17 protein-coding genes and 3 pseudogenes are annotated in these 18,747 nt (G+C 45.2%); 9 read left to right on the plus strand and 11 right to left on the minus strand.

What is annotated here, in order from left to right; all coding sequences use genetic code 11:
• Window positions 1–128 precede the first annotated feature (128 nt).
• Together nrdD and nrdG are read left to right on the plus strand one after the other, a co-directional pair.
• Window positions 129–2,267, plus strand: a complete 2,139-nt coding sequence (nrdD, locus tag GKR74_RS06680; RefSeq protein ID WP_336431310.1) for an anaerobic ribonucleoside-triphosphate reductase — start codon at window positions 129–131, stop codon at window positions 2,265–2,267.
• A 15-nt stretch (window positions 2,268–2,282) separates the two neighbouring features.
• The gene (nrdG, locus tag GKR74_RS06685; RefSeq protein ID WP_154603010.1) at window positions 2,283–2,747 is read left to right on the plus strand and encodes an anaerobic ribonucleoside-triphosphate reductase-activating protein; all 465 of its coding nucleotides are present in this window, start codon (window positions 2,283–2,285) and stop codon (window positions 2,745–2,747) included.
• Between the two features lie 12 nt (window positions 2,748–2,759).
• On the opposite strand, the gene GKR74_RS06690 is transcribed toward nrdG, so the two are convergent.
• Together GKR74_RS06690 and bhsA are read right to left on the minus strand one after the other, a co-directional pair.
• Window positions 2,760–3,197 (minus strand): YhbP family protein, encoded by a 438-nt coding sequence (locus tag GKR74_RS06690; RefSeq protein ID WP_154603011.1) that lies wholly within the window; start codon window positions 3,195–3,197, stop codon window positions 2,760–2,762.
• A gap of 322 nt (window positions 3,198–3,519) precedes the next feature.
• Window positions 3,520–3,771 carry a multiple stress resistance protein BhsA gene (bhsA, locus tag GKR74_RS06695; RefSeq protein WP_154603012.1) on the minus strand — a complete coding sequence of 84 codons (252 nt, stop codon included), beginning with the start codon at window positions 3,769–3,771 and terminating at the stop codon, window positions 3,520–3,522.
• A 300-nt stretch (window positions 3,772–4,071) separates the two neighbouring features.
• Here bhsA and GKR74_RS06700 point away from each other — a divergent pair, with 300 nt between their 5' ends.
• Window positions 4,072–4,380 (plus strand): GIY-YIG nuclease family protein, encoded by a 309-nt coding sequence (locus GKR74_RS06700; RefSeq protein ID WP_154603013.1) that lies wholly within the window; start codon window positions 4,072–4,074, stop codon window positions 4,378–4,380.
• On the opposite strand, the gene GKR74_RS06705 is transcribed toward GKR74_RS06700, so the two are convergent.
• Together GKR74_RS06705 and ubiT are read right to left on the minus strand one after the other, a co-directional pair.
• On the minus strand, window positions 4,353–4,856 hold the full coding sequence (locus tag GKR74_RS06705) for a GNAT family N-acetyltransferase (protein ID WP_154603014.1): 504 nt from the start codon (window positions 4,854–4,856) through the stop codon (window positions 4,353–4,355). The two genes, GKR74_RS06700 and GKR74_RS06705, sit on opposite strands and share 28 nt — an antisense overlap.
• Window positions 4,841–5,374: pseudogene (gene ubiT / locus GKR74_RS06710) on the minus strand (ubiquinone anaerobic biosynthesis accessory factor UbiT). The gene GKR74_RS06705 and the pseudogene ubiT overlap by 16 nt, the downstream one beginning before the upstream one ends.
• Window positions 5,375–5,754: 380 nt before the next feature.
• On the opposite strand from ubiT, the gene ubiU reads away from it, so the two are divergent.
• On the plus strand, window positions 5,755–6,750 hold the full coding sequence (ubiU, locus tag GKR74_RS06715; protein WP_132496374.1) for a ubiquinone anaerobic biosynthesis protein UbiU: 996 nt from the start codon (window positions 5,755–5,757) through the stop codon (window positions 6,748–6,750).
• A 42-nt stretch (window positions 6,751–6,792) separates the two neighbouring features.
• Window positions 6,793–7,659: pseudogene (locus GKR74_RS06720) on the plus strand (U32 family peptidase); the annotation flags it as partial.
• 57 nt (window positions 7,660–7,716) lie between these two features.
• Here the strand turns inward: GKR74_RS06720 and GKR74_RS06725 are convergent.
• Window positions 7,717–8,034 carry a type II toxin-antitoxin system YafQ family toxin gene (locus GKR74_RS06725; RefSeq protein ID WP_336431311.1) on the minus strand — a complete coding sequence of 106 codons (318 nt, stop codon included), beginning with the start codon at window positions 8,032–8,034 and terminating at the stop codon, window positions 7,717–7,719.
• Window positions 8,012–8,302 carry a type II toxin-antitoxin system RelB/DinJ family antitoxin gene (locus tag GKR74_RS06730; RefSeq protein ID WP_154603017.1) on the minus strand — a complete coding sequence of 97 codons (291 nt, stop codon included), beginning with the start codon at window positions 8,300–8,302 and terminating at the stop codon, window positions 8,012–8,014. The genes GKR74_RS06725 and GKR74_RS06730 overlap by 23 nt, the downstream gene beginning before the upstream one ends.
• Window positions 8,303–8,511: 209 nt before the next feature.
• Between GKR74_RS06730 and GKR74_RS06735 the strand changes: the two genes are divergently transcribed.
• Window positions 8,512–8,991, plus strand: coding sequence for a hypothetical protein (locus GKR74_RS06735; protein ID WP_336431312.1), 480 nt, complete (start codon window positions 8,512–8,514; stop codon window positions 8,989–8,991).
• Between the two features lie 40 nt (window positions 8,992–9,031).
• Here the strand turns inward: GKR74_RS06735 and GKR74_RS06740 are convergent, their stop codons facing one another.
• From GKR74_RS06740 to GKR74_RS06750, 3 genes and pseudogenes are all read right to left on the minus strand, one after another.
• Window positions 9,032–10,189: an ABC transporter permease gene (locus GKR74_RS06740; RefSeq protein WP_154603113.1), complete on the minus strand. Its 1,158-nt coding sequence runs from the start codon at window positions 10,187–10,189 to the stop codon at window positions 9,032–9,034.
• Between the two features lie 2 nt (window positions 10,190–10,191).
• Window positions 10,192–11,334: pseudogene (locus tag GKR74_RS06745) on the minus strand (ABC transporter permease); the annotation flags it as partial.
• A gap of 11 nt (window positions 11,335–11,345) precedes the next feature.
• Window positions 11,346–12,317, minus strand: coding sequence for an HlyD family secretion protein (locus GKR74_RS06750; RefSeq protein WP_154603019.1), 972 nt, complete (start codon window positions 12,315–12,317; stop codon window positions 11,346–11,348).
• Window positions 12,318–12,726: 409 nt separating this feature from the next.
• On the opposite strand from GKR74_RS06750, the gene GKR74_RS06755 reads away from it, so the two are divergent.
• The 3 genes from GKR74_RS06755 to GKR74_RS06765 are packed head-to-tail and all read left to right on the plus strand — an operon-like array spanning window position 12,727 to window position 15,553.
• A complete protein-coding gene (locus GKR74_RS06755) occupies window positions 12,727–14,409 on the plus strand; it encodes a sensor histidine kinase (protein ID WP_154603114.1) in 1,683 nt (560 codons plus the stop codon).
• A gap of 32 nt (window positions 14,410–14,441) precedes the next feature.
• Complete coding sequence (gene btsR, locus GKR74_RS06760) at window positions 14,442–15,158, plus strand: two-component system response regulator BtsR (protein WP_154603020.1); 717 nt, start codon at window positions 14,442–14,444, stop codon at window positions 15,156–15,158.
• Window positions 15,159–15,181: 23 nt separating this feature from the next.
• Complete coding sequence (locus GKR74_RS06765; protein ID WP_154603021.1) at window positions 15,182–15,553, plus strand: YjaA family stress response protein; 372 nt, start codon at window positions 15,182–15,184, stop codon at window positions 15,551–15,553.
• A 72-nt stretch (window positions 15,554–15,625) separates the two neighbouring features.
• On the opposite strand, the gene GKR74_RS06770 is transcribed toward GKR74_RS06765, so the two are convergent.
• Window positions 15,626–17,602 carry a DEAD/DEAH family ATP-dependent RNA helicase gene (locus GKR74_RS06770; RefSeq protein WP_154603022.1) on the minus strand — a complete coding sequence of 659 codons (1,977 nt, stop codon included), beginning with the start codon at window positions 17,600–17,602 and terminating at the stop codon, window positions 15,626–15,628.
• A 169-nt stretch (window positions 17,603–17,771) separates the two neighbouring features.
• Window positions 17,772–18,689 carry a lipoprotein NlpI gene (nlpI, locus tag GKR74_RS06775; protein WP_154599704.1) on the minus strand — a complete coding sequence of 306 codons (918 nt, stop codon included), beginning with the start codon at window positions 18,687–18,689 and terminating at the stop codon, window positions 17,772–17,774.
• Between the last annotated feature and the right edge of the window lie 58 nt (window positions 18,690–18,747).

The following is an 18,747-nucleotide window of genomic DNA, read 5'->3' on the forward strand; positions in this document are numbered from 1 at the left end:
CTTTAATTAATTCACTAGACACTATATATAGTAAAAATTCACATTTCTTTCACAGGGATGCCCCATACTGATAAAGGATCATGGACGCTATCGCCAGTCCTGTGAGGGATTAAATAAGGAGTATGACAGTGAAAACGGTGGTTATAAAACGAGATGGTTGTCAGGTCAATTTTGATCTCCCACGCATTCAAGAAGCGGTGCGACGTGCAGCCGCTGCGGTGGACGTCAAAGATGATGATTATTGTCTGCAAGTTGCCACGGTTGTCTCTGAGCAGTTGTGCAATCGCGAAAAAGTAGATATCGCTGAGATCCAAGATGCTGTCGAAGACCAGCTCATGTCGGGGCCTTACAAGGATCTGGCTCGAGCCTATATTGAATACCGCCATGACAGAGACAGCGAACGCGAAAAACGCAGCCAACTTACTCACGAGATCCGCGGCCTAATTGAGCAAAGCAACTTATCCTTACTCAATGAAAATGCGAACAAAGACAGTAAGGTGATCCCAACCCAGCGTGATTTACTCGCAGGGATCGTTGCTAAGCATTATGCAAAACAGCATATTTTGCCGCGCGATGTTGTACTTGCTCATGAAAAGGGTGAAATTCACTATCATGACCTCGATTATGCCCCCTTCTTCCCGATGTTTAACTGTATGCTTATCGACCTTGATGGCATGTTAACCAACGGCTTTAAGATGGGAAATGCAGAAATCGAACCACCAAAATCCATTTCAACTGCCACCGCCGTTACTGCACAAATTATTGCCCAAGTGGCTAGCCATATTTATGGCGGCACCACCATTAACCGCATTGATGAAATTTTGGCGCCTTACGTCGCTATTAGCCATGAAAAGCACTTAAAAGTGGCCAAAGAATGGGGAATTGCTGATGCCGAAGCTTACGCCCAAAGTCGCACTGAAAAAGAGTGTTACGATGCGTTCCAATCCTTAGAGTATGAAGTGAATACTCTGCATACCGCGAACGGGCAAACCCCCTTCGTCACCTTTGGCTTTGGATTAGGCACCTCCCAAGAAGCGCGACTGATCCAGCAATCGATTCTCAAAAACCGCATCGCGGGACTGGGCAAAAACCGCAAAACAGCCGTTTTCCCAAAACTCGTGTTTGCCATAAGAGATGGGCTGAACCATAAATATGGCGATCCTAACTACGATATCAAACAGTTAGCCTTAGAATGCGCCAGCAAACGTATGTATCCAGATATCCTCAATTACGATCGCGTGGTTGATGTCACTGGCTCCTTTAAAACACCGATGGGCTGCCGCAGTTTCTTGGGTGTTTATGAAGAAGATGGCAAACAAATTCACGATGGACGTAATAACCTCGGCGTGATCAGCCTGAATTTACCGCGCATCGCGCTGGAAGCTCAAGGTAGCGAAGAGGCTTTTTGGGCGCTTCTTGATGAGCGTTTAGCCATCGCCAAAAAAGCATTAATGACCCGCATTGCGCGCTTAGAAAATGTCAAAGCCCGCGTAGCCCCTATCTTATATATGGAAGGCGCCTGCGGCGTTCGCTTAAAAGCCAATGACAGCGTAGCGGAAATTTTCAAACATGGGCGCGCTTCCATTTCATTGGGTTACATTGGATTACATGAAACCATCAATGCCCTATTTGGCACGCAGACTCATGTGTATGACAGCGAGCAATTGCGCGAAAAAGCGGTCGCTATCGTCAACCGTCTACGCCAAGCCACTGACGAATGGAAAGCCCAAACAGGCTATGGTTTCAGCTTATACAGCACGCCAAGCGAAAATCTGTGCGACCGTTTCTGTCGCTTAGATACCGCTGAATTTGGCGTTATTGATGGCGTAACCGACAAAGGCTACTACACCAATAGCTTCCACTTAGATGTGGAAAAACAGGTTAATCCTTACGATAAAATCGATTTTGAACAGCCGTACCCGGCGCTCGCCAATGGCGGTTTTATCTGTTACGGCGAATACCCGAACTTACAGCACAACCTCAAAGCCCTCGAAGATGTCTGGGATTACAGCTATCAGCATGTCCCTTACTATGGCACCAACACGCCAATCGACGAATGCTATGACTGCGGTTTTTCCGGTGAATTTTCCTGTACCAGCAAAGGCTTTACCTGCCCAGCTTGCGGCAACCACGATACTAACCGTGTTTCCGTGATCCGCCGTGTCTGTGGCTACTTAGGCAGCCCAGATGCACGACCGTTTAATGCGGGTAAGCAAGAGGAAGTGAAGCGCCGTATCAAGCACTTGGGTAATGGACAGCTCGGTTAACAGCGGATAAATGCCATGAATTATCACCAATATTATCCTGTGGATGTGGTTAATGGACCCGGTACCCGCTGCACATTATTTGTCTCGGGCTGCGTTCATCAGTGCCGAGGCTGCTATAACCAAAGCACATGGCGAGTGGATTCCGGTATCCCTTTTACTCAAGAGATGGAAGACCAAATTATCCAAGATTTGCAAGATACGCGTATTCGCCGCCAAGGGCTCTCCCTCTCTGGGGGGGATCCTTTGCATCCTGCCAACTTGCCTGCCATTCTAGCGTTAGTGAAGCGAGTGAAAGCCGTCTGTCCAGATAAGGATATCTGGATGTGGACAGGCTATAAATTGGATGAGTTGACACTAGAACAGCAAAAAGTGGTGAGTTTGATCAATACATTGATTGATGGAAAGTTTGAACAAGAACGGTATGACCCCGCGCTGCTATGGCGCGGTAGCAGTAACCAAGTTATTCATCGACTGCGTTAAGCTTCACACGACCTAAGCTTCATGTAACCAATGTAATTTGGTACCAAACCCCAGCGTGTTATCCACCATTTTCACCGTCTGTAATTGGAGCTGCCAAATCGGCAGCTTCGCCTCTAAGGCGACAGGAAATCGCTGGCAATAAAATGCTTTCTGTACATCCGCTTCTTCACCAGCAAATTGGCGAATTTCTCCCACAAATTGAATACCTTGAATTTTGCCCACTTGCTTAGTTTGTGCAGAGATCGTTCCTGCCACACGAGGATTTTCCTGCATTAATTGGCCGTGCTGCGAATCGGGGGATGTCATAAAAACCAAACGCATATTTTGGCGGTCAAAGGCGTAGTAGCAACTGGCAGCCCAAATATCATCTTGGTGAGAGGTAAACAGAGAAAAAACGTGTTGGCGAGCAATATAGCGCTGGATATGTTGTAAGGTGTTTTCGGGTGTCATTGCGAATGTCCATGTTAGACCGTTCAGAACACGCCCATAAAAATGGCTGGGCGTGCTTAAGCTGTTCTGAACGTTATCTGTACTTAGTTCGCACTACTATAACTTACTCATTCGAATTGCACCTAACATAAGGTTCTATATCAACAATGCTAGCATTCGAAGCTACTAATACTTCCCCTCTAATCCCTCTCGCTTTTACTCTAAATAATTCGAGTTGCAGCTAGGCGGCAAGCGAACGAGTCGCTAGGAGCATACACTAGTATGTGACTAGTGGGAGTGAACGCAGCCAACAACGCTGCGGCTCGAAGTATGACGAGTAAAATTATTTATAAATCGCTGCGGTACCATTCATCTCATTCTCACCGCTTGCAGAAATCACACGGAAAGATTTTGCGCCAGCTTCATCAGCTTTTTTGGCTAATTGTGCAGTCAGGTCATTTACACTTGCAGCACCACTTACAGACACATAACCAACTGCTGGCTCACTAGCTTGTCTAACTTCTTCAGCCGCCATTGAACCAAATGATACAGCACCTAAAGCTAAAGCAGCAGCAAATAATGTTGATTTTTTCATGGTAAACTTCCTCATTGTATGTTTGATATTTACAGGGGTTTTTTCGTGTTCCCCTGTGATATGGATCATACTATGCCCTTTATTTTGAGATGAAAATTAGCTAATTTTGCTATAGTTATTCAAAATAATTGAACAATAACCTATATTGAGGTTACAAATTTGTGACAGGTTTATATCATTTTTTATTTATAATTTAGTATGTTATAAACTTTATGATCCGCGAGAAAATTCGCTGGAAGCCAACTAAATTCTCCTTATAAATCAGCACAGAATGCTAAATTCCATAACAAGAAAAACAAAATGACACAGCAAAATTGGTCGCTTTACTTAATTCGGCAGAAAAATAACGCGTTATATTGTGGGATCACCACCGATGTTCAGCGGCGTTTTCAACAGCATGAAGCGGGAACAGGTGCCAAGGCACTAAAAGGTAAAACACCTTTGACCCTCGTTTTTCATTGTACTGCGGGGGATCGTTCTGAAGCGTCTCAATTAGAATATCGAGTTAAGCAATTGAGTAAGCAGGCAAAAGAAAGGCTGGTCACTGACCAGCCTGATGATTTACAGCATTATTTAGCGGCTTACACATTGTCAAAATGCGATGAGTAAGTGACTTCACCTTTATGCTGGTCAATGGCGCCATTTTCGAGTCCGTAGACAAGAAAATGTTTCTGTAGACTTGGCCATTGGCAACGTAATTCATGGTTGGAAGCGGGTTCGAAACCAAAACGCCCGTAGTAACCCTCATCACCGAGAACGACGACAGCCCCATAACCAAATTCATTTAGGCTATCTAACCCTTCATAAACCAATTTTTCCGCGATACCTTGGCCTTGATAGGCTTTTTTAACGGCTAATGGGGCAAGTCCTACCCATTGAACATCTTCACCATTCACATCAACCGGGGTAAACCCGACATAGCCAATAACTTCGCCGTCATCGTTGGTCGCCACCACACCGAGGGTCAGTAACCCATCTTCACGCAGGTGCTGAACAAGATCTGCCTCCCCTTCAGTTGGGAAGGTTTCACGTAATAGCGTGTCGATACCCATGGCATCAAGCGGGATTTCTACACGTATCAGCATGAGGTTAACACAGGCGTTTTATGCTCTGCGTCCTCACTGTCTTGCACTGATTTAATCACATCAGCGAGCTGTAATAGACCAAAGCGCAGCGGCGCAGGCATATTTTCAATTTCGAAGGCATCCATCAGGTTTTTAACATACAAACCTAATTCAGTATCCCCTTCAATCACCAAACGGCGTTGGAAAAAGAGCGTATCGGGATCTTCTTTGCGGGCTGCGATCAATACCAGATCATTGGCATTGCCGCTGACACTGACATCCGGTTCAGCCTGCTTTTGTACCACCAGCTGACCGTCTTGTAAGCTGATAAACCAAACAAGCTCTAAATCTCGGATCTCAACTTTCAGCCATTTCCCTTCCAGAAAATCGAGTTCGCCTTCTTTAACAGATTCACGAAACTGCCAACTTAATAGTTGTTCGAGTATTTGACGCTGTACGACAAATGGGGTCACTTTCAATGGAAACTTCAAAAATGAAGGGCCTTGAGTGATCAGTTGAGAACGAATTTTACCAAACACAGTACTAACTCCCGTATCAATTATCTGTCCACTACGCATAACTACTGGTTAAAGCAGCCGCTTGGACAATTTTAATACCTATAATGACTAAGATTATAGATAACATTGATGTGTAGATGTAAAGATAGTCAGAGATATATCGTTATTTATCCGATATAAGGACATATTTTGCCAAAAAATAACGTGATGATACCGATCCTATATCAATCTTTATCCATCTCGCCAATATTTATTTCCAATAATCTCTACACTTTTATAATAGTCACGAAATAACTATCTCGCCTACAACATTCCAAGCTTCTCTGCGCTAAATCAAAACCTCTACCAGACCCCTTGTCTAGAATGATCAATTGCTAAATTTTTATACAGAGAAAAAGCTAATGGAATTACTCTGCCCTGCGGGGAATTTACCTGCCTTAAAAGCGGCTGTTGATAATGGTGCCGATGCGGTGTACATCGGACTCAAAAATGATACTAACGCGCGTCATTTTGCAGGTTTGAATTTTACGGAAAAAAATCTGCATGAAGCAGAGCGTTATATCCACCAGCGTAAACGTAAATTGCATATTGCGATAAATACCTTCGCTCACCCTGATGGTTATCAACGCTGGCAAAACTCTGTTGATTTGGCGGCTGACTTAGGAGCCGATGCTCTGATCCTCGCCGATATAGCGATGTTAGAGTACGCGGCCAATAAATACCCGCATATTGAGCGCCATGTTTCTGTGCAAGCTTCCGCGACCAACACGGAAGCCATTCGTTTCTATCAGCGTAACTTTCAGGTACATCGCGTGGTGCTTCCTCGCGTGTTATCCATTCACCAAGTTAAACAACTCGCCAAAACCAGTCCTGTACCGCTGGAAGTGTTTGCTTTTGGTAGCTTGTGCATTATGGCTGAAGGCCGCTGCTATCTTTCTTCCTACTTAACGGGAGAATCCCCGAATACCGTCGGCGCTTGCTCTCCTGCACGTTTTGTTCGCTGGCAACACACTGAAAATGGCATGGAATCACGGCTGAATGATGTGCTGATCGACAGCTACCAAAAAAATGAAAATGCCGGCTATCCGACCCTGTGTAAAGGGCGCTATGTGGTGGATGAGCAGAAATATCATGTACTTGAAGAGCCCACCAGCCTCAATACCATTGAGTTACTCCCTGAGCTCATGAGCGCCAATATCGCCTCGGTAAAAATTGAAGGTCGTCAACGCAGCCCTGCCTATGTCACCCAAGTGACCAAGATTTGGCGTCAGGCCATCAATCGCTATAAATCCAATCCAGACGGTTTTGTGACGGATCCTAGATGGCTCAAAGCCCTCGGTGACCTTTCTGAAGGTAGCCAAACCACCCTTGGAGCGTATCACCGTAAATGGCAATAACTGGCGCACATCATTCATCAGCATGGATTAATGGGTAACATAATGAAATATGCATTAGGCTCAGTACTGTATTACTGGCCAACATCAACCTTACAGGATTTTTATCAGCAGGCAGCAGACAGTGACGCGGATATTATTTATCTCGGGGAAACGGTATGTAGCAAGCGCCGTGATATGAAACCCAATGACTGGATTGAGCTTGCTAAGCAGCTAGCGGGAAGCGGTAAACAGATTATTCTCAGCACCCTTGCGCTGTTACAAGCGCCCTCCGAGCTGAAAGAAATCAGTAAGTTAGTCGATAATGGCGAGTTTTTGATTGAAGCGCACGATTTTGGTGTCGTCAACATGCTGGCAGAGCGCAAATTGCCTTTTGTGGCAGGTCATGGGCTTAACTGTTATAACGCCCCCTCACTGAATATTTTGCTACGCCAAGGCATGATGCGCTGGTGTATGCCCGTTGAGCTTTCCCGTGACTGGCTGGTGAATTTGCTCAATCAATGTGAAGAGTTAGGTATTCGCGATAAGTTTGAAGTAGAGGTTTTCAGCTACGGTCACCTACCACTGGCTTATTCTGCCCGCTGTTTTACCGCTCGTTCGGAAAACCGCCAAAAAGATGAGTGTGAAACCTGCTGCATTAATTACCCGCAAGGGCGCAAAGTGATGTCACAGGAACAACAGCAAGTGTTCACGCTTAATGGCATCCAAACCCTGAGCGGCTACTGCTATAACTTAGGTAACGATATTTCGTCCATGCAGGATTTGGTGGATATTGTGCGGGTTTCCCCTGAAAGCCTTGAGTCCCTCGATGTGATTAGGCAATTTAAAGCCAACCAATACGGGCAGTCCCCACTGAGCATTCCCGACCAAAGCTGTAATGGCTATTGGCGTAATATTGCCGGATTAACCCTAGAGGCGTGATGAATTTTCTATTTATGAAAGGCTCTTTATTGAGCCTTTTTTATTCAGTTAGCCAAATAGTTCACTGTGTGAACCTATATCAATGAAAGTCACTAAGCGCCCATCATCCGAAAGTCGATATACGAGCAGGAAATCACCTCCAATATGTAATTCCCTTGCACCACCCCACTCATTTCCTTCTAACTCATGATCAAGATACTGTGGAGGAATATTTTTCTGTGAAAAAAGTATTTCCATAATGGCAATCGCTTCATTCATATTCCTTCTACCAGCCCGATTATAACGTTCCCATGATTTTTTAAAGGTTGATGTATAAGCTACCTGCCTTGGGCATTGGGCGCGTTTATGGCTTGTTTTTTGACTCACTCTTCGTTAGCTCCAACATCATCTCATCCAATGAAGAATACTGTTGCTCAATGAGCGCGGCTTCTTTTAAAGCCTGAGCAGTTTTCGCAGAAGGCTGTTTGCGTTTAATTTCAAAAGGAACCCCCTGTTCCTGAACAACCTGCTCAAGAAACAAACGGATCGCGGCACTAATGGTCAGCCCACAATCTTGCAATACACTGGTTGCCTCAGCTTTTAGTTGCTCATCAATGCGACTACGAACATCCGTCGTTTTTAATAAAGCAGTCATAAAATACCTCACTATCATAATGTAGCTACATTGTAGCCACCTTTATGTTTAAATATACCATTGCGTGACAACCTGCGCAATTCTTCATCAATAACCTGTCTATACCCAGAATATCCCCCAAACAGATACGCAGTTACTCCCTTTGAATTCAGTTGACGTGCTGTAGATTAGATAAGCAACCAAACTCACAAACTAATAAGGAAATACCCGTGATAAAACGTACCCTGCTCGTCATGACACTTTTTTTAGCGGGATGCTCAACATCCCTTGAGTACACCAAAGCGGATCTCGAAAAAAACCAAGAGGTGGGTTACTCCGATTCTGGGTACTATCGCGTGGTATTTAAAGGGAAAAAAATTCTTTCAGTCCCTGAAAATGCCCATATTGTGGCCGGCACTGAAGATAATGCAGTTGGAAAACTTAACCAAGATGGCAAAACGGGTGAGTTTGTGATTGCAGGGCTTGCTGCTAAAAGCAATGGCAACATTAGCTCCCAAGTGGGAGGTCACGATTATAATTTGAGTTTCCTATTAACCGATGAAAATGATTTACCTCTTTCATCAGTCAATTACATCATTATCAATGACTGTAATGGGGAAGCCTATTCGGGCAAAACCAATGCTAACGGACGCACATTTTCGGTTTCAACTGCTGAAGAATGTAATTTAAGCCTTAGCGTTGTAGAGTGATTCTCAAAAAGTAAGCGGTATAAAATCAACCGCTTACTTTTTATTTATGCAGATGTTTACGCCACCGATGAATGACATGACTAAGGTGGCGCAGTTCGCCATCTCGTAACATGCCAATAAACACACCGATAAACGAGTAAATCACCCCAAGCACCAGCATCATCACAATATCCATCAAGATATCTCTAAATGGCAGTCCCATTTGGTTGATCCCCGCCATCGCGTTAGTCGCCCATGTGGATGGCAACGCAGAGGCTATCATCCGTACCCAGTCCGGCATGGCCTGCAGTGGCCAAATCGTACCGGACATATAGAACACCGGCGTGGTGATAAACGCCAATGTCAGGTAGATCATTTCCACACTACGCAAACATTCCGTGACCAGCTTCCCTAACCCAATAACGGCGAGTAAGAATGGGAAGGTCAGCATCCAAATCTGGTACAACGGCGCTTCTTGCCGATAACCCAAAATCCATGGCCATAAGGCAAAAAACACGGTCGAAAGAAATAACCAGATAGGCACCAGCGCCGACAACGCTCCAAGATAAACCGCTAATGGGGGTTTACCTTTTGGTGTGGAGCGAATGGCAATACTGACCCGCACACACGCAATTAATAAGGAGTGCTGCAATAACATTACCAGCAGGCCAGGAAAAATAATGGCCGCAAAGCTAATACCGGGGTTATACAGCGGCTCAGTCTCACTGCGAACAGGGGCAATAATCACTTTTGCTTGTTCAGGACTGAAACCCGCTTTTTCCAGTAACTGGGTGTTATAGGCGCTCAATAGCGTTTGATACGCTTTCGATAGCTCTTGCTGGATTTGCCCGCTGGCTAAGCGGTTTGTGGCATCCCCATAAACCGGTACCGTGATATTTTTGCCACTAAGCAGATGCTTTTCAAAATCTGTTGGAATGATCACGATAGCGAATAGCTGCCTCGCAATCATATCCTGCCGCGCTTGGGCTAAATTATCGTAACTGTGTAGCTGAACTTTGGGTGTGGCGTCTAAATCGCGGATCAGCTCACGACTTGCGCCTGAGTGATCCATATCGATAACCGCCACAGGCAGATCCCACAATACCGGACGCGCATAGACCAAACTCATAATACAGAGAGAAACGAGCAGTAGCAGCCACATCGGTTTCTCCAGCATGCCCAGCAGTACCTTTTTAAACGTCGCAAAATAGACCGTCATCATACGATACTTCCTTGGGTTTCTAGCCGTTTCACTAAGCGCTTACGGATCAAAAATGCCGTCAGTAACGGATAAATCAGCAAGAATAGGCACACTTGCACAATGCGCTCAAACGAGATTTCCCGTAAGAAAATATCAAACATGGCATTTAAGGTGTGAGTAAGCGGCTCCGCGTTCGAAATAATCCGTGCGGGCAAAATCATCGAGAGTTCCGGTACTGCCATACCAGAAAACGCCAAGGCAATACTCACCAGCATCCCGATTAAGCTGTAAGCCATTATCGCGCTGGACGTGAAGCTAAAGAGTAATAACCCAATACTTTGCGCCGCTATCACATAGAAGAAGCCCACCAGCATCATATACAGAGGGTTCCCCACTACTTTTGCATCGAAGATAGTGACCAGGGCCGCCAGCTCAACAATCAGTAACGTCGTGAAAAATAACGTATATGGCGCCATTTTGCCTAGCAGTGCCATTGAAAATGGCTTCACGCTTTGAAGAATGGTGCCACGAGACATGGTGTAAATAGTGGCAGTGACCACAAACAGTTGCAGCATATGGATGGTCGCCGCAAATTGTTGGTAATAAATATAGCTGCCACTTGGGTTAAAGAGGCTATCGTAAGAGAGCGTAACTTGCGCCAATGCCGGTAGCGATTGCCCCATCGATTTTGCCATTTCTTGACGGTATTTGGCGTTAAGTTCCGCAACCAAGCCGCTAAAATCTTGAATAGCATAACTGCCAGATGCGTAAAATAGCGCATTGTAGTACATGCGCAATTCAGGCTGGCGTCCTCGTAATATATCCTCCTCAAAATTTTGGGGGATATAGAGCAAGGCATAATCTTTGGCGCTGCCCAGCTGTTTGATGGATGTCACTAAGTTGCCATCAATCGCTTTCACTTCCGCATGAGGACCCGCATCAAGATCACGAATAATTTGCCTTGAAATGGGGCTGTTGTTGTTATCTACCACCGAAACTGGCACATCCATCAGCGTTCCTTCTGAGAAGTTAGCACTGACTAACGTAAACAGCATCAAAGGGAATAGCCAACTCAGCCAGTGAAAGACTGGGCTGCGGATCGCCATTTGGGTTTCGCGGCTAAAGGCATGTTCAAAACCATGCCAAGCGAATTTGAGTTTCATGGCGTCACCTGTTATTTATCCCAGTGCCACAAAACGCTCATCCCCGGTCGTAATCCTTCAATCGGCTGTTGTGGATACAAACGAACTTCAAAGGTTTTCAGGTCGAAATCCCCTGTCGCACGGGTGGCTCGTTTAGTCGCGTAATCCCCTTTCGGTGCAATATAGCGAACTTCGGCTTCCACGGTTTTATCCCCTAAGGCTGGAACCGTCAGCTCAATTTTGTCCCCTTTTTTCACCCCCACTAAAATATCTTCACGTAGGTTATAAACAAAATAGGCTTGAGGAAGACTGATCAATGAGATTAGAGGGCTACCTGCATTGAACAGTTCACCAATTTCCGCAGGGATTGGACCGACTTCACCATCCACAGGGGCTTTCACTTGCAAGTCATCCAGTTGAACTTGGAGTTCAGCCAGTTTTTGCTCTGCTTGCTTCACTGCGGCTTCATATTGTTGACGCTGCTCGATACGATCGCCGTTTTTCCCTTCTTCCAAACGTGCCTTAGCACTTTGGACTTGTTGGAATGCAACATCTTTTGCTTTACGGGCGGTATCTAACTCATTCGCGGAGACATACCCTTTGCCTGAAAGATTATTTAAACGGGTAAATTCACGAGAAGCATTTTGGTATTGAGAATTTGCTTGAGCTACCGCAGCTTGCAGGTCACGCAGCGTCTCTTCACGAGTCCCATTTAAGGATTGGTCGAGTTGGGCTTGAGCTTGATCCTTAGCCGCTTTTAATGCCGCATATTGGGCTTGTAACTCTGGGCTTTCTAAGGTGATCAGTAACTGCCCTTTTTTCACATCATCCCCGCGTTCTACATGGCGTTCAATGACTCTGCCTTTGGCTTTTGAAGTCACGATGACTTCCGGTGCGTCCACTTCCCCTTGCAATAATAAAAATTGATTATGGGAATGAAAAAGCGCCGCAGCAGCAATTAAGATCAGCATAAGCAAGATCAGTATGATGGTTCTTTTTTTCATTATGTATGTGGGCCTTGAATAATAACGGAGGAAACTACTTTTTCATTATGACAACAAATTAACACTAACGTTAAGAAATTTGTGCGCAAAATCACGCTTTAGCGGTCTTTTTTAGTCTGAGGGGCTTTGGCGCTTATGTCAAATAATGATGTTTTGCTAATTATTAAATGACGATTACTTAACCAGCCCAATAAGATACAATATCCCCCAAAATATATAGCTAAACCCACTGAGCGCAGTCAACATCCCCATAATGTGAAATATAGAATCTGAAATATAATGAGCCATGCTCTAAATAGTTCGCATTATGGGTAGGCGGCAAGAGAAGATATCTCTAGGAGCATACAAAAGTATGTGACTAGAGGAGCTGAGCGCAGCCAACACCCCCATAATGTGAAATATGACGAGCATGTACGAATTCGACTTGATTTTATTACTACTACAACAAATGTGCGTCTACCTTGTTATCGCTTGGGCACTCAGCCGCACTCCGTTGGTCACCCCACTTCTTAAGGTTACTATCCGCTTACCTCATAAAGTGATGTGCTACCTGATTTTCTCAGTATTTTGTATCATCGGTACTTATTTTGGTTTACATATCAATGATTCCATAGCTAACACTCGTGCTATTGGTGCTGTACTTGGCGGATTATTAGGCGGCCCTGCAGTGGGTTTTGCTGTTGGGTTTACTGGTGGGATCCACCGATACTCTTTGGGTGGAATGAGCGCTTTCGCTTGTATGATCTCGACCATTGTCGAAGGCTTAATTGGTGGACTGGTCCATCGCTACTATATGAAGCGCGGAGAAATTAATAAAATTTTTAACCCTGTTACCGCCAGCTGCGTTACCTTTTTCGCTGAAATCATCCAGATGCTGATTATTTTACTCATCGCTCGCCCATTCGATGAAGCCTATGAATTAGTGAAAAATATTGCCGCACCGATGATCATTGCCAATACCATCGGGGCAGCCATGTTTATCCGTATATTGCTGGATAGACGTGCCATCGTCGAGAAATACACCACAGCATTTTCCGCTCAAGCCTTGAAAATAGCCCTATGTACTGAAGGTATTTTGCGTAAAGGCTTCAATGCGGATAACAGCATGAAAGTGGCGAAAATTATTTATCAAGAGTTAGATATTGGTGCGGTGGCCATTACGGATCGAGAAAAAATTCTCGCCTTTATCGGACTAGGCTCCGATCACCACATTCCGGGGACACCTATCTCATCCATTCAATCTAGGCAGGCCATTGATAATAATGAAGTGGTCTATGCCGATGGTAACGAAACTCCCTATAAATGCTCATTAAGCTCTTCATGCAAACTGGGCTCGACCCTCGTGATCCCACTGAGAGGTGAAAACCAGCGAGTCATTGGAACCATCAAATTATACCAAGCCAAAAATAGCCTCTTTAGCTCCATCAACCGTACGCTAGGGGAAGGAATTGCCAGCCTATTTTCTGCCCAAATTTTGGCGGGACAATATGAGCGTAATAAACAATCCTTACTGCAATCGGAAGTCAAACTGCTTCACGCACAAGTGAACCCGCATTTTCTCTTTAATGTGCTCAACACATTACAGGCTGTGATCCGCAAAGATAGCCAGCAAGCGGGACAACTTGTGCAATATATCTCCACCTTCTTTCGTAATAACTTAAAACGTCCAGAGCAGAATGCGACACTAGGGGAAGAAATTGAGCACATCAATTCATACCTACAAATTGAAAAGGCGCGATTCCAAGAGAGTTTGCAGATCCATTTAGATATCCCCGATGAAGTTAAACAGGTGGAATTACCCGCGTTCACACTGCAACCGATTGTCGAAAACGCAATAAAACATGGCACTTCACAGTTATTAAATACCGGATACATTACAATACGTAGCTATATTCGCTGTGAACATGTCTATATTGAAATCGAAGATAATGCTGGCTTATACCAGCCAAGTGGACAATCTGACGGCTTAGGAATGGGCTTAGTCGATAAACGCTTGCGCCTGAAATACGGTGAAAAATATGGAATAGGCGTGGAGTATGAACCTGAAAAATTCACCCGCGTGAAAATTCGCTTGCCCTACATGTCCACTTAATCACATTGCACATAATAAATGATAATAACGCTATGAATGTATTGATCGTTGATGACGAACCCCTAGCACGTGAAAACGTGCGCTGCTTACTCGAGGAGCATGACGATATCGAAATTATTGGCGAGTGCGCCAATGCCATTGAAGCCATCGGTTTGATCCACAAAAAAAAGCCTGATGTGGTGTTTTTAGATATTCAAATGCCCCGAGTTACGGGATTAGAAATGGTGCGTATGCTCGATCCTGAAGAGCGCCCACATATTGTTTTTCTGACGGCATTTAATGAGTTTGCTATCCAAGCTTTCGAAGAGCATGCTTTCGACTATCTACTTAAACCCCTTGAACCAGAAAGATTGGCAAAGACTTTAGCTCGTTTACGCCAAAATAAACACAAACAGAATCTCGAGCTTCTCGATAACAACGAACCGCTCAAATTTATTCCTTGTACCGGACACAGCCGCATTTATTTGATGAAATTAGATGATGTCCAATATGTCACTTCACGTATGAGCGGCGTGTATGTGATGAGTACCCAAGGACAAGAAGGCTTTACCGAATTAACCTTGCGCACATTAGAAATGCGTACGCCGTTAGTGCGTTGCCATCGTCAATATTTAGTGAATATGGCCCAGCTCAGAGAGATTTTATTTGGGGATAATGGACAAGCCGAATTGGTGCTATGCTCAGGTGGGCATATTCCCGTTAGCCGCCGCTATTTAAAACCGTTGAAAGAGGCGTTAGGGTTAATTTAACGAGTGACTCAGGAGAAAAGGTTATGGCTGATTTTTACCTGCAAATTCGAACCAATTCGATGACATTGAAAAATCTCGACACCCATGAAGAACGCAGTGCAACGGGTGAGTTTTCAGTCCAAAGGATGGTTATCGGGGATTTTTTTAAAGCCGAGTTTGTGCTGTATCAGTTGGTCTGCGATATGGGTCTAAAAGTCCGTCGTCCTTTTGCGTCGAAACATCGTGTTTTGGTTCAAGCCCTCGAAATTATTGAAGGTGGCGTGAATATGGTGGAAGAGCGCCTATTTAGCGAAATTGTTTACGGGGCATTTAATCAGCGAGTGAAAAAAGTGGTGGTGAGCCGATCACCACTGCCTATGCCTCAGCGAGAAGCAAAAGCCTTATTAACTGCATAAAAAAACCCGCATTTAAAAAATGCGGGTTTTTTGTATTTATCTCAGCCACATTTACGTGGCTGGATAGCGTAATTATGCGTTGTGGCTGCTGCTACGACGACGTGGCGCTGCATTGTTGCCATCTTGGCGCGGTGCAGAGTTACCACGGTCACGGTTGCCACCATCGCGATTTCCACCACGACGGTTGCCGCTGAAGCCTTCACGATCACCACCGCTACGACGACCATCACGATCGCCACCACGGTCATTACGACGACCTGCACCGAAACCACCTTCGCTGCCGCCTTCACGACGCGGGCCACCACGACGTTCGCCACCGCCACGACGCTCAAATGGTTGAGCATCACCGATCAGTTGCATTTGCATTGGTTTGTTCAGTACACGCGCACGGCTTAAGTGAGTTAACACTTCGCTTGGCATACCTTTTGGTAACTCGATAGTTGAGTGAGTACCAAACAGTTTGATATTACCAATGTAGCGGCTGCTGATGTCTGCTTCGTTCGCAATCGCACCAACGATATGACGAACTTCAACACCGTCATCACGACCCACTTCGATACGGTACATTTCCATATCGCCAACATCACGACGCTCACGACGAGCACCACGGTCGCCGCGCTCTGCACGGTCAAAACCGTTGCCGTTGCTGTTGCGGTCGTTACGGTCGCGACGGTCGCCACGACGATCATCACGGTCGTTGAATTCACGACGCGGACGACGCGGTGCATCTGGTGGCAGGATCAGAGCGCGTTCGCCTTGAGCCATTTTCAGTAATGCCGCTGCTAAGGTTTCCATATCTACATCTTCAGATGGAGACATTTTCGCTAACAGTGAACGGTACTGATCTAAGTCGCTGCTTTCTAATTGCTGTTGAATTTGTTCAGCAAATTTCGCCTGACGACGTTGGCTTAATACGTCAGCATCTGGCAATTCCACTTCAGGAATAGTCAGTTTCATTGTACGTTCAACGTTGCGCAGTAAACGACGCTCACGGTTCTCAACGAACAGTAATGCACGACCCGCACGACCCGCACGACCGGTACGACCGATACGGTGAACGTAAGATTCCGCATCCATTGGGATGTCGTAGTTAACAACTAAGCTGATACGCTCAACATCCAGACCACGTGCTGCAACGTCAGTTGCGATCAGGATATCTAAACGACCATCTTTTAAGCGCTCTAATGTTTGTTCACGCAGTGCTTGGTTCATGTCACCATTCAGTGCCGCACTGTTGTAGCCATTACGCTCAAGCGCTTCTGCAACTTCTAAGGTTGCGTTTTTGGTACGAACGAAAATAATCGCCGCATCGAAATCTTCAGCTTCTAAGAAACGTACCAGCGCTTCATTTTTACGCATGCCGTAAACAGTCCAGTAGCTTTGAGCGATATCTGGACGTGTAGTAATGCTCGACTGAATGCGGATCTCTTTAGGATCTTTCATAAAGCGACGAGTAATACGACGGATTGGTTCTGGCATTGTTGCCGAGAACAGCGCAGTTTGGTGTTCTGCTGGAATCTGGCTCATGATGTTTTCAACATCATCGATGAAGCCCATACGCAGCATTTCATCAGCTTCGTCTAATACTAAGCCTTTCAGTTTAGAAAGATCTAAAGTACCGCGCTTCAGGTGGTCTAACAGACGACCTGGAGTACCAACAACCACTTGTGGTCCTTGGCGTAATGCACGAAGTTGAACGTCATAACGTTGACCGCCATATAAGGCAACCACGTTGACACGGTTCATGTGTTTAGAGAAATCGCTCAGTGCTTCAGCAACTTGCACCGCTAACTCACGTGTCGGTGCCAGTACTAAAATTTGTGGCGCTTTTAAATCAGGGTCGATGTTATGCAGTAATGGCAAACCAAATGCAGCGGTTTTACCACTACCTGTTTGTGCCATACCTAATACATCATTACCATCCAATAACAATGGAATACATTGTTGCTGGATTGGAGATGGTTTTTCGTATCCCAGGTCGCTTAGTGCGTTCAAAATAGATGCTGATAAACCTAGATCAGCAAAAGACATATCGGTCTCAGTCGTCATGTAAAGGTGCCTCATACTTAGTGGCGGCCAGTTTACATAACGGAGCGAAAATCATTTCGGTCATTATCATTTAAAATGTGAACTGGCTCAAATTGTGTTATTAAACGAACAAATAAACCCTCACCCGGGTGGATGATGGCTTAAAAATGAATAGAGAAATGTTCGTCAGCTATTGCTGGCCCGATTCTAATAGGTCGTCTTGTTCTTGGCCTAACAGCGCCAATTCCAACAATGCGTAGCGGTGCTCAACAAAGCTGTGTGCGTTGTTAGCTACCGTCAGTTTGAATAACGCAGTTGCGCTATCCTTATCCCCCAGACTTAGGTAATGCTTACCTAAATAGAAGTTAGTTTCACTGAGATGCTCAGCGAGCGAAGTGTTATCCGTAGATGTCTCTTTCAAACGCTCCATCAATGTCGTTTCATTGATATTGCCAAGATAGAATTCTACGATATTCCAGCCCCATTGCCCTTTCTCCGCTTGGTTGTAGCGGGCAGCAAGATTGTCTTGTGCCATACGCGGGTCTATGTCTTTCTCTACGAGATAAAGCCACAGAGTACGAAAAGGATCATTTGGATCTATCTGATAATACGCCAGCAGATCATCCTGCGCTAATTTGTATCGTCCACCGTAATATAATGCGATGCCACGATTCATTCGCGCGAAATTGTAAGTTGGATCAAGCTCTAAAACAGAATCAAACGCTTCATAGGCGGCATCATAGTTGCCAGCCTGCGTAAAATATATTCCTAAAAAGTTAAAGATTTCAGGAATATCCGGACGGATTGACAACGCAGTTGAAAAATCATTACGTGCCAGCGCCCTTAAACCGAGACTATCATACAGTACTCCGCGCTCATATAAAAGCTGCGCGTACTCATCATCGGTCAAAGATCGGCTCGCAAGGATTTGTTCCATACGAGCCAAAATCACTTCTTGTTGTAATGAAGGCTGCAATGGAACTGCAAAAACCTCGTTTTTACGCCAATCTTTATTACTACATCCAATAATAATAAAAAAGATGAACGCGGATAGCACACGAACTAAGGTGCGGCTATCGATAAAACGAAAGTTAATACAGTTCTGCATACTACGCCCTTACATTACCACTAGTCAGCAAATTTAGGCTGATAGCGCCCAAGTTTAT

This window comes from Providencia sp. wls1914, from assembly GCF_009706645.1.
Taxonomy (GTDB): Bacteria; Pseudomonadota; Gammaproteobacteria; order Enterobacterales; family Enterobacteriaceae; genus Providencia; species Providencia zhijiangensis.

Coding starts and splice junctions, on each gene's coding strand:
- nrdG (WP_154603010.1), top strand. CDS start 2,283: ATGAATTATCACCAATATTATCCTGTGGATGTGGTTAATGGACCCGGT.
- GKR74_RS06690 (WP_154603011.1), bottom strand. CDS start 3,197: ATGACACCCGAAAACACCTTACAACATATCCAGCGCTATATTGCTCGC.
- bhsA (WP_154603012.1), bottom strand. CDS start 3,771: ATGAAAAAATCAACATTATTTGCTGCTGCTTTAGCTTTAGGTGCTGTA.
- GKR74_RS06700 (WP_154603013.1), top strand. CDS start 4,072: ATGACACAGCAAAATTGGTCGCTTTACTTAATTCGGCAGAAAAATAAC.
- GKR74_RS06705 (WP_154603014.1), bottom strand. CDS start 4,856: ATGCTGATACGTGTAGAAATCCCGCTTGATGCCATGGGTATCGACACG.
- ubiU (WP_132496374.1), top strand. CDS start 5,755: ATGGAATTACTCTGCCCTGCGGGGAATTTACCTGCCTTAAAAGCGGCT.
- GKR74_RS06730 (WP_154603017.1), bottom strand. CDS start 8,302: ATGACTGCTTTATTAAAAACGACGGATGTTCGTAGTCGCATTGATGAG.
- GKR74_RS06740 (WP_154603113.1), bottom strand. CDS start 10,189: ATGACGGTCTATTTTGCGACGTTTAAAAAGGTACTGCTGGGCATGCTG.
- GKR74_RS06750 (WP_154603019.1), bottom strand. CDS start 12,317: ATGAAAAAAAGAACCATCATACTGATCTTGCTTATGCTGATCTTAATT.
- GKR74_RS06755 (WP_154603114.1), top strand. CDS start 12,727: ATGTACGAATTCGACTTGATTTTATTACTACTACAACAAATGTGCGTC.
- btsR (WP_154603020.1), top strand. CDS start 14,442: ATGAATGTATTGATCGTTGATGACGAACCCCTAGCACGTGAAAACGTG.
- GKR74_RS06765 (WP_154603021.1), top strand. CDS start 15,182: ATGGCTGATTTTTACCTGCAAATTCGAACCAATTCGATGACATTGAAA.
- GKR74_RS06770 (WP_154603022.1), bottom strand. CDS start 17,602: ATGACGACTGAGACCGATATGTCTTTTGCTGATCTAGGTTTATCAGCA.
- nlpI (WP_154599704.1), bottom strand. CDS start 18,689: ATGCAGAACTGTATTAACTTTCGTTTTATCGATAGCCGCACCTTAGTT.